The 15,337-nt window shown below is 49.4% G+C and carries 10 protein-coding genes; 7 read left to right on the top strand and 3 right to left on the bottom strand.

Annotated features, from left to right (window positions below):
• Nucleotides 1-147 precede the first annotated feature (147 nt).
• From GKG43_RS01205 to GKG43_RS01180, 6 genes are all read left to right on the top strand, one after another.
• Complete coding sequence (locus tag GKG43_RS01205; RefSeq protein WP_055152984.1) at nucleotides 148-2,679, top strand: FAD-dependent oxidoreductase; 2,532 nt, start codon at nucleotides 148-150, stop codon at nucleotides 2,677-2,679.
• Between the two features lie 356 nt (nucleotides 2,680-3,035).
• Nucleotides 3,036-3,707 carry a response regulator transcription factor gene (locus GKG43_RS01200; protein ID WP_055152980.1) on the top strand — a complete coding sequence of 224 codons (672 nt, stop codon included), beginning with the start codon at nucleotides 3,036-3,038 and terminating at the stop codon, nucleotides 3,705-3,707.
• Nucleotides 3,708-3,772: 65 nt separating this feature from the next.
• The gene (locus GKG43_RS01195; RefSeq protein ID WP_330377614.1) at nucleotides 3,773-4,696 is read left to right on the top strand and encodes a HAMP domain-containing sensor histidine kinase; all 924 of its coding nucleotides are present in this window, start codon (nucleotides 3,773-3,775) and stop codon (nucleotides 4,694-4,696) included.
• Nucleotides 4,697-4,791: 95 nt separating this feature from the next.
• The gene (locus GKG43_RS01190; protein ID WP_050640542.1) at nucleotides 4,792-5,499 is read left to right on the top strand and encodes an ABC transporter ATP-binding protein; all 708 of its coding nucleotides are present in this window, start codon (nucleotides 4,792-4,794) and stop codon (nucleotides 5,497-5,499) included.
• Nucleotides 5,496-8,156, top strand: a complete 2,661-nt coding sequence (locus GKG43_RS01185; RefSeq protein WP_055152978.1) for an FtsX-like permease family protein — start codon at nucleotides 5,496-5,498, stop codon at nucleotides 8,154-8,156. Before GKG43_RS01190 ends, GKG43_RS01185 begins: the two co-directional genes overlap by 4 nt.
• 1,010 nt (nucleotides 8,157-9,166) lie before the next feature.
• Nucleotides 9,167-9,835, top strand: a complete 669-nt coding sequence (locus GKG43_RS01180) for a YoaK family protein (protein ID WP_050640540.1) — start codon at nucleotides 9,167-9,169, stop codon at nucleotides 9,833-9,835.
• A 120-nt stretch (nucleotides 9,836-9,955) separates the two neighbouring features.
• Here the strand turns inward: GKG43_RS01180 and asnB are convergent, their stop codons facing one another.
• From asnB to dpsA, 3 genes are all read right to left on the bottom strand, one after another.
• The gene (gene asnB, locus GKG43_RS01175) at nucleotides 9,956-11,803 is read right to left on the bottom strand and encodes an asparagine synthase (glutamine-hydrolyzing) (protein WP_055152976.1); all 1,848 of its coding nucleotides are present in this window, start codon (nucleotides 11,801-11,803) and stop codon (nucleotides 9,956-9,958) included.
• A 75-nt stretch (nucleotides 11,804-11,878) separates the two neighbouring features.
• The gene (locus tag GKG43_RS01170; protein ID WP_050640538.1) at nucleotides 11,879-12,457 is read right to left on the bottom strand and encodes a dipicolinate synthase subunit B; all 579 of its coding nucleotides are present in this window, start codon (nucleotides 12,455-12,457) and stop codon (nucleotides 11,879-11,881) included.
• A 6-nt stretch (nucleotides 12,458-12,463) separates the two neighbouring features.
• Nucleotides 12,464-13,378: a dipicolinate synthase subunit DpsA gene (dpsA, locus tag GKG43_RS01165; RefSeq protein WP_055152974.1), complete on the bottom strand. Its 915-nt coding sequence runs from the start codon at nucleotides 13,376-13,378 to the stop codon at nucleotides 12,464-12,466.
• A 437-nt stretch (nucleotides 13,379-13,815) separates the two neighbouring features.
• On the opposite strand from dpsA, the gene guaA reads away from it, so the two are divergent.
• Nucleotides 13,816-15,108: a glutamine-hydrolyzing GMP synthase gene (guaA, locus tag GKG43_RS01160; protein ID WP_055152972.1), complete on the top strand. Its 1,293-nt coding sequence runs from the start codon at nucleotides 13,816-13,818 to the stop codon at nucleotides 15,106-15,108.
• Nucleotides 15,109-15,337: the final 229 nt, after the last annotated feature.

Here is a 15,337-nt window from a genome sequence, read left to right as displayed (position 1 = left end):
TATAAGTATATTTTAGTAACAGTTCGAGCGTGCCTGAACTCTTACATATTTTAAACGTTTATTTGGAAATCATGTTATAAGGTTTAAGAAAATGATTTCTGTGGTATTATAAGAAAAAGACATTTGTTTCCTGAAAGGAGATGCGCAATGAAAAGCCTGAAATTAAGAGAAGGATTTTACTGGACCGGTATTGTGGATGATTCCCTGCGTGTATTTGACATCATTATGTATACGGAGTTTGGAACTACATACAATTCGTATGTATTAAAGGCCGGGGATAAGACAATTTTGTTCGAGACAGCTAAAGAGAAATTCTGGGATGATTACCTGGAAAAACTGGAAGAAGTGACTACAGTCAGTGAGATTGATTATCTGGTCGTAAGCCATACGGAGCCGGATCACGCGGGAAGCGTAGAGCGGCTTCTGGATATGTGTCCGCATCTGAAGATTATTTCTACCGGGACTGCAAACGGTTTTTTGAAAGAGATCGTGAACCGGGATTTTACGGGAATTGTGGTTAAAGATGGGCAGAGTATGCAGATTGGGAATAAGACGCTGTATTTTATGGCTGTGCCGAACCTGCACTGGCCGGATACGATGTACACTTACATTGAGGAGGAGCAGATCCTTGTAACCTGTGATTCTTTTGGCTCTCATTATGGATTTCATGATGTGCTGCTGAGCAGAGTGGAGAACTGGGAGGATTATGAAAAGGCCACGAAGTATTATTTTGACTGTATCATCGGCCCCTTTAAGTCTTATATGGTCAAGGCGCTGGAGCGGGTGCGCCAATTGGATATTACGATGATATGTACCGGTCACGGGCCGGTTCTGGACACAAAGCTGGAGCAGATCTACCAATGGTATGAGAAATGGTGTGACGTCCGCAATCCTAATCAGAAGAAAACCGTTATTATTGCCTATGTCAGTGCTTATGGATATACAAAAGAGCTGGCAGAGAACATTGCGGAAGGGATTCGGGAATGCGGGGATATTGATATCCGCCTTTATGATATGGTAGAGGCAGATCCGGGCAAAGCCGTGGAGGAACTGGGATTCGCAGACGGGATTTTGCTTGGGACGCCTACGATTGTGGGGGAGGCGCTGAAACCGATCTGGGATCTGACGCTGGCTATGACGCCGGTTACCCATGGCGGCAAGCTTGCAGGCGTATTCGGCAGTTACGGATGGAGCGGCGAAGGCGTTCCCCATATAGAAGAGCGCCTCAAACAGCTGAGGATGCAGGTGGTGGAAGGGTATCAGGTTCGTTTCAGACCGGATCAGGCGGACAGACAGGACGCCTTTGATTTTGGATATAATTTTGGGTGTATCCTTCTGGACAGACCAAATACAAAGAAGAAAACCGCAGAGAGCGGCCTTGTAAAATGCCTTGTCTGCGGAGAGATATTCGATGCCTCACTGGAGATCTGCCCGGTCTGCGGGGTGGGGAAGGAAAACTTTGTTCCCGTGGAAGTGGAGGAGAGTTCTTACCGCAAAGATACGGAAGACTTCTATCTGATTCTGGGAAATGGCGCGGCAGGTTATCAGGCGGCAAAGGCTATCCGTGAACGGGATAAGACAGCTTCCGTTGTGATGATTTCTGATGAACCTTACCGCTCATACAACCGGCCCATGCTGACAAAGTCTATCATGGCGGAATTAGATGAGGACCAGATCGCCATTCAGGATGAAAGGTGGTATCAGGAACAGAAAATCGTACAGGTTCTGGGTAAGAAAGTGACTTCCGTGGATACAAAAGAAAAAGAGGTGTCATTGGAGGATGGAACACGCCTGAAATATACAAAGCTGATTTATGCTCTGGGCGGGGAGTGCTTTATCCCTCCGATTCCCGGCAGTGACAAGGAAGCAGTCGTAGCTATCCGGAGACTGCAGGATACGAGGAAGATTGCCGATCTTCTTCCTAAGGTAAAAAATGTCGTTGTCATTGGCGGCGGCGTACTGGGGCTGGAGGCTGCCTGGGAGATGAAGAAGGCAAAGTGCAGTGTTACGGTGCTGGAAATTGCGCCTGTTCTGATGGGGCGCCAGCTGGATGCTTCTGCGGGAGAGTTGTTAAAAGATATTGGCGGAGAGTGTGGAATTAACATCAGGACCGGCATACAGGTGGAGGAGATTCTGGGAGAAGAGCGGGTAACCGCAGTTCGGCTGAAAGGCGGGGAGGAAATCCCTGCGGATATGGTTATCATTTCCAGCGGAGTCCGCGCCAATATCGGGCTGGCTGAGCAGATGGGGCTGGAGACGGATCGTGGCGTGGTGGTGAACGGCAGAATGGAAACGAGTATGGCAGATGTATATGCATGCGGTGACTGTGCACAATACCAGAACGTCAATTATGCAATCTGGCCGGAAGCCGTGGAACAGGGAAAAGTGGCAGGCGCCAATGCGGCAGGAGAAGAAGTTGAATATGAGCAGGTACCGGCGGCGCTTACGTTTAACGGAATGAATACCGCGCTTTATGCAGTGGGAGATACGGGGAAGAACCCGAACCTTGTGTATAAGACGGTGGAATTTAAAGATATGGGTAGAAAACAGTATAAGAAATATTACTTCCTTAATAATAGACTTTGCGGAGTTATCCTGATCGGGGATGTGGCTGAGATGGGGAAGATGGGATCGGCAGTGGAGAAACGAATGGCTTATGGGGAGGTTATGAAAGGGTAGGAGGTCCGCGGTTTTGACGGACATACGGGAAGCAGCCTTCGGGTACACATGCCGGAAGGCTGCTTCCCGTCTGTCCGACAAAACCGCTGGGCGCATCCGGGCGGTAGGAAGGGCGTGGCTTTTCTCGGGAGTGAATGGAACGGGGGAGGCGGATTGGGTTGGAAGTAGATTGAGTTGGACTGGTAGTAAGTAGAGGGGGATATTTGCTGGAGGAGCCAGTGTGGGGATGGTATTGCTGGATTGGATTTACAGTAGTTTTTTACTATGATAGAATATTAAAATAAGATATGGTCAGCACGGGGATTTTTTTGTGAGGATGTTGGTGACTGCAGGGATTGTGAAGTGAGGGATTGAGTATGGCTTGTTTGTTGATTGTTGAGGACGATGTTGATTTGGGGGAAGGGATTGGGTTTGCTTTTTCGGCGGACGGGTATGTCACGGACTTGGCGGTTAGTATCCGGGACGGGCGGCGGATGCTGGCCAGGGGCGGGTATGACTGTGTTATTTTGGATTGTAATTTGCCGGATGGGAGCGGATTTGATTTTTGCAGGGAGATTCGGGCGGAGAGTGATGTGCCTGTATTGATGCTGACGGCCAGGGATACGGAGCTGGATGAGGTGATGGCTCTGGAGCTGGGGGTTGATGATTTTATGACGAAACCTTTTTCGGTTGCGGTTCTGAAAGCGCGGGTGAAACGGCTGGTTATGCGGCGTGATGGAGGACAGGCTGTCCAGTCTAATGGGATACGGGTTGATCTGCGGGAGTGCAGGGTTTTTCGGGATGGCGGGGAAGTTCTGCTGAGTAAGGTGGAGTATAAGCTGCTGTTGTTTTTTCTGGAAAACCGGAATCAGGTTTTGTCTAAGGAACAGATTTTGGAATATGTCTGGGACAGTTCCGGGCGGTTTGTGGATGAGAATACGGTTTCTGTGAATATTCGGAGACTGCGTTCTAAGATTGAGGAGAACCCGGATTCCCCCAGCTGTATTAAGACGGTGCATGGACTGGGATACATATGGAAAGAGAACTAGTATATCGAATAATAATGAGTGTCTGATTACGCATGTGAGGGTGGATAGAAACAGGGCGGTAGAGAATGATGGAATGGTTATGGATGGGGATTTTTGGCGGACTGGCTCTTGTTTTTGCCGGAGCAGCGCTGTGGTTCAGGCGGAAGAAACAGAGGCTTTACCGGGAAGTTGACCGGATGATGGACCGGATTCTGGATAATAAAAGGATTGAACAGACGGATTTGAGTGAGGGGGAGGTGTCTGCCCTTGCGGGGAAGGCGAGGCGTATCCAGGAAAAACTGGAGGCTGAAGTGGGCGGCGCCCAGAGGGAGAAGGAGCAGGTAAAAAGCTTGATTTCCAATATGTCTCATCAGCTGAAGACTCCTCTTGCAAACATTATGATGTATGAAGAAATTCTGGAGGATGGATCGCTTCCACGGGAGGAACAGGAGAAGTTTCTTGGTAAGATGAAGAAGCAGTCGGTAAAGGTGGAGTGGATTCTGAATTCTCTGTTTAAGATGGTGAAGCTGGAACAGAATGTGATTGTATTTGAGGCGGAGGGGGCACTGATACGCCGGACGCTGCTTGACGCGGTGAATCTGGTTTACGAAAAGGCACAACGCAAGGGGATTGAGATAGAGACCGAGTATTTTCCGGACTGTTTCCTGTACCATAATCCCAAATGGACTACAGAGGTATTTGCCAATATTCTGGAGAATGCCGTAAAGTATACGCCGGAGTCAGGGTGTATTACGATAGGGATGAGGCGGTATGAGATGTATTCGGAGATCTGGTTTCGGGATACAGGGATGGGAATCGCGAAAGAGGAGCTGACAAAGATTTTTCAGCGCTTTTATCGGAGTAAGGATGCGGAAAATATGGACGGATCCGGGATTGGCCTGTATCTGTCCAAGTTGATTCTGGAAAAAGAGAAAGGATATATGAACGTGGCTTCTGAGCCTGGGAAGGGAAGCTGCTTTTCTGTTTTCTTACAGAACTGTGGAAATTGATTTCTGACAGTTTTGTAAGAATTTCTTTTTTATTTGTAGGATGTATGTAAGCACGCCCTGATAAAATCAGAATGAACAGGAAAGGAGTGTTTAGGATGAAGATTTTAGACATACAGCATGTAGATAAGGTATATGGCTCCCGGGATATCCCGGTCCGGGCGCTGTCCGACGTGAGTTTCTCCGCGGAGCAGGGCGAGTTTGCGGCAATTGTGGGGGCAAGCGGGAGCGGGAAAAGCACCCTGCTGAATCTGATCGGGGGGCTCGATATACCTACGAAGGGGAACGTGATCATACGGGACCACGATATAGCAGAGCTGAAGCGGAAAGAGCTGACGATTTTCCGGCGCCGTAATATCGGCTTCGTTTTCCAGAATTACAGCCTGATGCCGGTGCTTAACGTATACGATAATGTGGCTCTTCCGGCCACTTTCGACAAAGGAAAATATATGGATCACGCTTATATAGAGGATCTGCTGAAAGAGCTGGGACTTTGGGAGAAGAGAAAGAGCTACCCAAATGAACTGTCCGGCGGTCAGCAGCAGCGGGCGGCCCTTGCCAGGGCGCTGGCGAATAAACCAGCCATCATACTGGCGGATGAACCCACCGGTAATCTGGATTCCCGCACGGCCATCGAAGTGATGGGGCTTTTAAAGTCCAGCAGCAAAAAGTATAACCAGACAATTTTAATGGTGACACACAACGAAGCGCTTGCTCAGACCTGTGACAGGCTGATACGCATCGAGGACGGGCGGCTGTATGACGGCGAAAGAGAATTTTACGCAAAAGGCGGTGAGAAGCATTGAAAAACACCATCCGGCTGGCTTTTGCCTATTTAAAATATTACAAAAAACAGACGCTGTCCCTGTTTCTGGGGATTCTTCTTTCTGCGTCCATACTTACCGGTATAGGCTCTCTGATGGGGAGCGGAAGAAACGCTACTCTTGAAAATGCCAGAGGAAAGGCAGGAGACTGGCATTATTATGTGCGCTGCGATTTCCCCTGGTTCACGGATTTTCAGGGGCATACCGAGGGAAAGGGATACAAAGTAGAGAAGTTTGGGGTTCTGACGATCCGGAAAGTCATGGAAGAGCCCTACGAGATTACCATGGCATATGCAGACTCAGGTTATCTGGATATCATGGGCCGCAGGCTGGAGCAGGGACACTATCCACAGCAGAAAAATGAAGTGGCAATGGATACCTACACGCTCAGAAATCTGGATATTCCGGCGGAGATCGGAAGCCGGGTGAAGCTGGACAATGAGGAATTCACCCTGTGCGGAATCATTTCCAGCATGCCGGATGCGGACAGTATGCAGGTGTTGGTTGACCAGGATCTGGATTACGGGACAAACGGTGAGTTTCTTTATATGAAGTTTGATGAGTCCCGCAAGGTGTATAAGCAGGCGGCAAGACTGGCAGATACATTTGGGATTGAAAAATCCGGTTTGAAAAGAAATAATCAAATGCTCAAATATCTGGGCGGAGAGGGCGGCACGTCTGTGCTGAATACGATTAAGACGGGCGTCACGGTGAAGGGCACCGGTCTGCCTTATATCTGGTACATGCTGAATGAAAACTGGAATCTTACCGAAAAGGTAGTTATGGCCGCACTGGGGCTGTTCAGTATTTTCATCATGTACAGCCTGTTCCAGGTATCCGTTATCCGGAGAATGTCCCAGTACAGCATTCTGCAGACCGTGGGAATGGGGGAGAAAAGTACCTTTGGCATTCTTGCGGCAGAATTATTTATGATTTTTCTGCCCGGGTACCCGTTGGGCTGTATCCTGGGAAATGCTGCCGCCTCACTGATCTATAGAGCCCAGGGGCAGATTTTCGTGTATCCGGAAGACTTTATTGTACACCAGAGCGGGGATACCAGGCAGATAGCCGTGAGCCTGCCTGCCCCCGGCAGATTTTATATATCTGAAGATGTCATTGTGGGAGGGGCGGTATTCTTCCTTGTTCTGATCTTTCTGATTAGCTTCATACTGGTGCGCAGAATGCACAAATTGACGCTCAGGGAGCTGCTTGCCAAAGAAGGCGGGAAGAAAAGAAAGAACCGGAAAATATACAGCGTAAAGCTTCCAAATCTCACGGGGGTTCTGACAAAAAAGTTTATGTTTGCAAGAAAAGGAGCGTTTCTGGGAATTCTGCTCTCTCTGTCCGTTGGAGGCCTGCTTTTTCTGGGTGCGGCATACGTGTCTGAAAATACCAGAATTAATAATGAACTGACCTTCAAGGCTGATGACGGCTTGGGTTCAGATATCCAGATCTATGTAGATTCGGATGCACTGGAGACGGTCATCCCCGAGCGGACGGTTCAGGAGCTGAGACAGATACAGGGAATCAAAAGCATGAACGCGGTCAGATATATGCTGGGGGAAGTATCATTCCTGGACGGGACATTTAAATGGAATTCCTATTATCCTGAAATTGCGAACAGTGGGGATATCAAACCAGATCCGGTACTGATGGAGAAGTACAATGGCGTAGCTGTGCAGATCGGAGAGAAGGATTATCTGCTGAAAGCAAATATATACGGGTATGACGATGAGCTGCTTCAAGGCCTGAACGAGTATCTTCTGAAGGGAGAAATTGATCCGGACAGGATGCGCGCAGAGAACAGTATGATCTTCAAGACCATCATGGACGGGCAGGGAAATTATGACGGGATCGAGATCAAGGCAGGCGATAACATCACTCTGAAAACGCCTGCAAGCCCAGAAGCCGCCCGGGAGGTGCTGCGTTTTGAATCAGAGGAGATCCGGTACAGACATTCAGACTTCCAGGCAGCCGCAGTAGCAAGCCGGCCTCTGGCGAAGGTGGATACATTTATAGGGGATGACGGCAGGGACCGGGTTGATATCATCATGACAAATGAGCAGATGAAGAAGAATTTTGGAGTCAGCGGTTACCGGACAATCAGCATCAGCCTGAAAGAAGGGGCAGACGCCTCGAAAGTATCCGATGAGATACGCAAGACAGTGTCAGGAGTCAAGAAATGTGTTGTAAAAGATTATACGGAGCAGATCAAACAAGAGAATCAGTACCTTGCCCGGAAAATGCTGTTTTTCTATGGTGTGGGAGCGATTCTCCTGGCAATCAGTTTTCTCCATATCCTGAACAGCATGCAATATCTGGTGGCTGCAAGAAAGCACGAATTCGGCATCCTGCGGGCCATGGGTATCACCGATGCAGGATTCCGGAAAATGCTGGTGAAAGAGGGTGTGAGATACGGTCTGTATTCCAGCCTTGTCATGGTGGTGATGTACCTGATCTTACAGAAAATCCTGTATTACTTCATGGTTCATGTGTATCTGTACCTGCATCCCAAGGCGGGCATGTCCCCACTGCCTGTTCTGCTGATGGCAGCGGTAAATATCCTGATCTGTATCGTAGCAGTACTCATCTCGGGACAATCCGTACTAAAAGAACAGATCATCAAATCAATTGCATAGTCAACGAGCTTTAGACTCGGTGACGGATGGGGGACGACAAGCGGACTGTAAGCGGCAAGCCCTCCGGCCTGTATGGTCGGTTTAAAATCCTGAGCGCTTAACGAAGAAGCTCTAAGAGAACCAGAGGCACCCGGAAGGGCACATCCGGCATGCGCTGAAAAAATTGATATTTTTTCAGCACAGGCCGGATTGAAAATTGATTTCGGAGAATCAATTTTCATCCCTTCCGGATGCCTCTGGCTCTCTAAGAGCTTCTAATCGTCCGCTATAAGGCGTTTTAAACCGACCATACAGGCCGGAGGGCTTGCCGCTTACAGTCCGCTTGTCTGGCTCATCCGACCGGTTGGAAAAGACTCGTTCCCTAGTGGGGGTCTAAACGGGGGAGGCGGATGGGATTGGATGTGTGTAATGTGCATCTTGTTTAAATGTTTTTAATTGTTTAGGTATTATATTATGAGGGGGGGGAATTTTATTAGGGAATGTCATCCTGAATAGTCATACGAATCCGTTCATGCAGATGAACGCTCCGTGTAGTCAATTCACATCCGCTGCCCCCGTCAGGGATCCAAACCGGTGAACGGGCCCTTTCCTACCGGTCGGATGAGCCAGCTTTATGACAGGGATACCGGGGAGGGACCGGGGCTGTATATGCCGGTGCGAAATGCTAGAGTGCGCTTACTGCCCCTTGGACAACCGCTGCCGGATAGGCGGGGAAAAATTTGATCACCAAATCAAATTTTTACTGAACCCAGCGCGGGAAATCATCAGATTTCCCGTGATGTGTTCAGTGTACCCGTCTATCCGGCAGCGGTTGTCCTAGGGGCAGTTAGCAGCACGGGTGCATATCGCACCGGCATATACAGCCCCGGTCCCTCCCCGGTATCCCTGTCATTAAGCGTCCCCCCATCCGTGGCCGCGACTAAAGCGCGTCCACTAAATCCCTTTACTTTGGGGAAATTAGTCGTATAATTATGGGTGAAATATTTTTGTAGCATTGGGAGGTCAGACAGATGATGAAATTAAAAGCAAAGCAGCAGATGTCGGAATCGATGTCTCTGGCGGTGTTACTTACGCTGGCGGGGGGATTTCAGGATGCGTATTCCTATAACTGCAGGGGCAGGGTGTTTGCCAATGCCCAGACAGGGAATATTGTATTGCTTGGGCAGAACCTGGCTCAGGGGAACTGGGGGACGGCGCTGCATTATCTGATGCCTCTGGCTGCATTTGTCGGCGGGGTGTATGTGACGGAATGGGTGCATCATTTATATAAAGATTATCAGAGAATACACTGGCGGCAGATTGTCCTTGTTGTGGAAGTGGTTTTGCTTGCCGTGGTGGGGCTTCTGCCTCATACTTTTGATGTATTGGCTAATGTGCTGATGTCTTTTGCCTGTGCCATGCAGGTGAACAGTTTTCGTAAATTTAGGGGGATTCCCTGTGCTACTACAATGTGCATCGGCAATATGAGAAGTGCCACGGAAATGCTTTGTAAATATCATATTACAAAGGATAAGGCGCTGAAAAAGAAAAGTCTGCATTATTATTTTGTGATATTGATCTTTGCGGTTGGGGCCGCGGTCGGGGCGGTTATGAGCAGGGCTATTGGGCTGCAGTCTATATGGATAGCCGGGGCGCTGCTGGCGGGGGGATTTGTACTTATGTTTGTCAGGGAAGAATGAGAGTGAACCGCCTGTTTGGCGGGGAGGCGTACGTGAATTTCGGCATAAAAGACAGGGGACAACGGCAAACGTCTCCTGTCTTAATTATGCGCTTTTATTTCCCTGTGTGTCTACATCTTTTTAGAATCGAATTTTATAATGTGCGAGCCAATAGTTGACCTGGAGCATGTAGGCCAGCATCTGCGGACCGGCCATGAGCTGCCCGTACCAGGGCTTCCCATAGTCGGACGGGCTGTTTACAAATGCGTGGACTTTCTTGGTATCCAGCAGGCTGTGGATTGGCGCATTGGGATCGGTCAGGACTTCTTTCAGCTGGCCGCCAAGCATTTTTTCGTATGCGGGGTCGTATGTTTTCGGGTAGGGGCTCTTTTTCCTCCAGAGGATTTCGCTGGGGAGAAGCCCTTCTCCTGCGTGCCGGAGCAGACCTTTTACAATGCCGTCGGGGCATTTCATCTGCCAGGGTACATTGAAAATATACTCTACGATCCTGTAATCCGCCAGGGGAACCCTTGCCTCCAGACCGCTGTACATGCTGGTGCGGTCCATCCGGTCGAGCAGTGTTACCATGAACCACCGCAGATTGAGCCAGGCGATCTCGCGGCGTCTTTTTTCTTCAGGGGTGTCCCCGGGGAGGCGTGGTGTTTCTTGGATTGTTTTCTCGTAGGCTTCCCGGGCATATTCTTCCATGCGCAAATCCCGGATCAGGCAGTCATCCAAAAGTGTCTGTCTTGGCTCCATGCTCCGGGACCAGGGGAAGGCAGCGGTTTCAAAGGCTTCCCGGCTGTGGAACCAGGGATAGCCGCCGAAGATTTCGTCCGCGCATTCACCGGTCAGGGTGACTTTGTTGTAGTCCTTCACCTGGGAACAGAAGTACAGCATGGAGGATTCCACATCCGCCATACAGGGAAGATCCCTTGCATCTACAGCTTTATACAGGCAGTCCAGCTGATCCTGATTGGAGCATTCCAGGTACCGGTGGTTCGAACCGGCATATTCCACCATTTTATCAACGTAGGGCCGGTCCTGGCTGGGTTGGAAGGAATTGGAACGAAAGTAGCGGTTATTATCCACAAAGTCAAAGGAAAAGGTATTTAATACTTTCCCCTGTTTTTTCAGCTCCCTGGCACAAATAGCGGTCACAAGGCTGCTGTCTACGCCGCCGGACAGGAAGGTGCTGATTGGGATGTCGGAAAGCATCTGTTTTTTGACCGCATCCTCCACAAGCCACGCGGTCTTCTCGATCGTTTTTTCCATGGAATCTTCATGGGGACGGCTCTCCAGCATCCAATAGAAATCCTCCGTACAAGAGGTCCGGTCAAATGTGATGCACTGGCCCGGCAGAACTTCCAGGATGTCTTTGAAAACGCCCTTGCCGTATGTTTTGGCAGGCCCCAGGGCAAAGATTTCACAGAGCCCGGCGCGATCCAATACCGGGGTCACTCCGGGATAGGCAAACAGCCCTTTGATTTCCGAGGAAAATACAAGGGTTTCCCCGGCCATGGTGTAAAATAGCGGTTTGATGCCCAGCCTGTCACGGAACAGACAGAGTTCACCGGGAACCGAATCCCACAATGCAATAGCGAAGATACCGTTCAGTTTTTTGATATAATCTTTTCCATGGAGCATATACCCTGTCAGAATGACTTCTGTGTCGCTGGACGTGCAGAAATCAGCTCCCTCCAGGATCAGTTCCGCTTTCAGCTCCGCCATATTGTAAATTTCACCGTTAAATACAATCGCACATTCACGGTTCTGTGACCTGCGGATCATGGGCTGATGCCCCGTTGCCAGGTCGATGATCTCGAGCCTTACATGTGCCAGCCCGCACAGAGAGCTCAGATAAGTACCCTCATCATCGGGCCCCCTGCGTTTCTGCGCGCGGTTCATATCCTCCAGAATATGCTGCCACTTTGGTTCATTCGTTTTGTAATCCATGTAAGGGTTAAAAAATCCGGCAATTCCACACATTTTTTCTTCTCCTTTTTCATATAAATGTCATATCTTCTTCCAGTCTTTTCAGAATTATGACGAGGCGCCTTAGGCTTAAAGGATGACAGGCTGATACTGCCGTCCTTCCAAAGCGGCTTCCAGTGCAGGAATCAGAAGCTCGGTGTGTGCAATCATGGAGTTGGGCTTTTTCTGTGGATTATCCTGGCCAAATGGGATGAAATAGATATTTTTGGCGTTTAGTAACAGGCCGATATTTTTCATATTCATGCCAAGGGCATCGTTGGTAGAAATGGAGATGAGAAGCGGTTTGTTATTTCTGAGGTGGGCCTTTGCCGCCATCAGGGCTGGTGTATCGGTGATGCCGTTCGCCAGCTTGGCAATCGTGTTGCCGGTGCAGGGGAAGAGCACGAGGATATCCAGCAGACTGCCGGGACCGATCGGCTCTGCTTCGGATATGGTCATCATGGGGCGGACACCCGTGATGTCCTCGGCTTTTTTCAGAAACGTTTCCGCACTGCCAAAGCGGCTGTCAATGGTGCCGGAAGCGTCTGAGAAAATAGTTTGGACCAGAGCTCCTTCGTCTACAAGATTTTGGATTCCTTCAAATGCTTTTTCATAGGTACAGAAGGAGCCCGTCAGGGCCACTCCAATGGTTTTTCCTTCTAAAGACATATTTAATCACTCCTTATGAATTTGAGCCGTATGCTCCTGAGAGAGCAGAGATTCGATGGTTTCCTTTACCGCCTTCGCTGAGGAGGAAGGGGCATATTTCCCGGGCAGTCCCAGGCACAGAGCGGCTGTGATTCCCAGCCTCTGCGCCTCTGCAAAGTCGACTCCGCCGGGGGCAGACGCAATATCTATGATCGTGGCGGAACTTTTTACATTTTCCAGTACTTCCGCCGTTACAATCAAAGCGGGAACTGTGTTGAAAATAAAATCAAAGTTCCCGATGTGTTTTAAAAGAGCATCCAGGGGCATCGAAGTATCGGCGGCAACAGCAGCCTGTGCGCATTCCTGTTCATCAATAGAAAAGACAAAGACGCGGCAGCACAGGGCTTTTAAATATTGGACAAGTGTACGGCCGCATTTTCCATATCCAAGGACCGCACAACTGCTCTGGCGGAGATTCTGCGGGCTTCTGGAAATCGCCTCGCACAAAGCGCCCTCTGCTGTGGCTATCGTGTTGTAGTAAGCTAGGGAACTGTGTTCCATCAGATCATGAACAGAAACGCCCTTTTCCAGCGCCGCATTTTTAAAAGATTCCGGAATACAGCCGGAAAAGAAATGGCAGCCGGAGTTCAGAGAGGAGAGCAGTGCATCCAGATGCAGGCAGCCTTCCGGTGCATTCTGGCTGATATCACGCCCGTTTTTACTGAGCGGAATGGGACCAATGACGCAGCGGGAACCGGCACAGGCCTCCCGAAGATCGGAAACTGCGTTTACAACGGAGGCATCGGAGCACCTGCGCTCGTCGGGCGCAGCCATGAGGGCATAGCAGCATACACGGTTCTGATGGTGGGCCAGTTCTTCCGCCAGATATACCTGCCGCATATCGCCTCCAATGACCGCATAATCGTATTGGGGATATTCCATTGTGAAACTCCTGACAAAATACAATTTTAATTATTATATGCAGAGAGAAAAATATGTGTTATTTCTATTTCTTAGATGGAAATTAAAGACGGGTTCAGTTATAATAAAAAAGTATGGGGCCGTTGGATAAATCTTTGGCCTTCTAAGATATGAGCGGGATGCGCATACAGAGCGGACACTGAATCATAGTTTGTGCGCATGGCTCATCGAAAAATCAGAAAGAAAAAATGTACGAATATATTATGAACCTAAATACATGGGGAATCAGTTTTGGGTTCATGGTATACCCAAGGGCATCCCGTAATGCATGCCCTTCGGGCGGGTCTGCAGCATAGCTGCAGATTAAAGTATACCCAAAGGGCACCCCGTAACACATGCCCTGCGGGCGGGTCCGCAGTTAAACTGCGGAATAATGTATAAGAAAGAGAGGAAAACAAATGAAACAGGACATGATTGTTATTCTGGATCTGGGAAGTACCAACAATACCGTGCTTGCCCGTCAAATCCGCAGCCTTGGCGTATACAGTGAGATTCACCCTCACGACATCACCGCGGACGAGCTGAATGCACTGGACAATGTAAAAGGAATTATATTAAACGGCGGTGAGAACCGCGTTGTCGACGGACAGGCAGTTGACGTCAGTCCGGCATTATACGAGTGCGGATATCCGGTGATTTCCGTAGACCATCCGACCGCAAAATGTGAGAAGCAGTATGAGCAGCTTCCGGATGACGAGACCATGAAGGAATTTATCTTCGACCAGTGCAAAGCAGAGGCAAATTGGAATATGAAGAACTTTATTGAGGATCAGGTGGAGCTTGTGAAGCGCCAGGTCGGGGATAAGAAAGTTCTCCTTGCGCTTTCAGGCGGTGTTGACTCTTCTGTAGTAGCGGCGCTTTTGATCAAAGCGATCGGGCAGCAGCTGGTATGCGTGCATGTAAACCATGGACTGATGCGGAAAAATGAGTCTGAGAGTGTTGTGGAAGTCTTCCAAAATCAGCTTCATGCGAACCTGATCTATGTGGATGCAACGGACCGGTTCCTGGATAAGCTGGCAGGAGTCGCAGATCCGGAGACGAAGAGAAAGATTATTGGCGGGGAATTTATCCGCGTATTTGAGGAAGAAGCACGGAAACTGGATGGGATTGAGTTCCTGGGACAGGGCACAATCTACCCGGATATTATTGAGAGCGGTACCAAGACTGCTAAGATGGTAAAATCTCATCACAATGTGGGCGGTCTGCCGGAGGATCTGCAGTTTGCGCTTGTTGAGCCTCTGAAACAGTTGTTTAAAGATGAAGTGCGCGCATGCGGCATTGAACTGGGACTGCCGGAGAGTATGGTATACCGCCAGCCATTCCCGGGGCCGGGACTTGGCGTGAGGTGCCTGGGTGCTATTACGAGGGAACGGCTGGAGGCTGTCAGGGAGTCGGATGCTATTCTGAGGGAAGAGTTTGAGAAGGCCGGACTGGATAAGAAGGTTTGGCAGTATTTTACGGTTGTACCGGATTTTAAATCTGTGGGGATGAAGAACCATGAGAGATGCTTTGAGTATATGGTTATACTGAGGGCTATTAATACGATTGATGCTATGACGGCTACGATTGAGAAGGTAGACTGGGATGTGCTGGAGAAGATAACCGAGAGGATATTGGGCGAGGTGGAGAATGTGAATCGGGTTTGCTACGATATGTCTCCTAAGCCGCCGGCTACGATTGAGTTCGAGTAGGCAGGCAGTGAGCCGTGCAAGGATAAAGGCTGAAACAGCCGCAGAAGAGCATTTATGTTCTTCTGCGGCTGTTTTTGACTTTAGACTTATAGGGCGAAAGCCCATCAGCGAGATGAAGCGGCAGCGGAATCGAGCTGGGGCACAGCGGAGATAAAGCGGGAGATGTTTTTTTGAAATAAGAGGAGCTGGCTGAGTGACAGGTTATTATAAGTTTCTATACATTATGAAC

The sequence above is a fragment of the Eubacterium sp. BIOML-A2 genome, assembly GCF_009680135.1.
In the GTDB taxonomy this organism is placed as follows: Bacteria; Bacillota; Clostridia; order Lachnospirales; family Lachnospiraceae; genus Faecalicatena; species Faecalicatena contortus_B.
This window is presented reverse-complemented; position numbering and strand designations above follow the sequence as displayed.

Coding starts and splice junctions, on each gene's coding strand:
- asnB (WP_055152976.1), bottom strand. CDS start 11,803: ATGTGTGGAATTGCCGGATTTTTTAACCCTTACATGGATTACAAAACG.
- GKG43_RS01180 (WP_050640540.1), top strand. CDS start 9,167: ATGATGAAATTAAAAGCAAAGCAGCAGATGTCGGAATCGATGTCTCTG.
- GKG43_RS01205 (WP_055152984.1), top strand. CDS start 148: ATGAAAAGCCTGAAATTAAGAGAAGGATTTTACTGGACCGGTATTGTG.
- GKG43_RS01200 (WP_055152980.1), top strand. CDS start 3,036: ATGGCTTGTTTGTTGATTGTTGAGGACGATGTTGATTTGGGGGAAGGG.
- GKG43_RS01170 (WP_050640538.1), bottom strand. CDS start 12,457: ATGTCTTTAGAAGGAAAAACCATTGGAGTGGCCCTGACGGGCTCCTTC.
- dpsA (WP_055152974.1), bottom strand. CDS start 13,378: ATGGAATATCCCCAATACGATTATGCGGTCATTGGAGGCGATATGCGG.
- GKG43_RS01190 (WP_050640542.1), top strand. CDS start 4,792: ATGAAGATTTTAGACATACAGCATGTAGATAAGGTATATGGCTCCCGG.
- GKG43_RS01195 (WP_330377614.1), top strand. CDS start 3,773: ATGATGGAATGGTTATGGATGGGGATTTTTGGCGGACTGGCTCTTGTT.
- guaA (WP_055152972.1), top strand. CDS start 13,816: ATGAAACAGGACATGATTGTTATTCTGGATCTGGGAAGTACCAACAAT.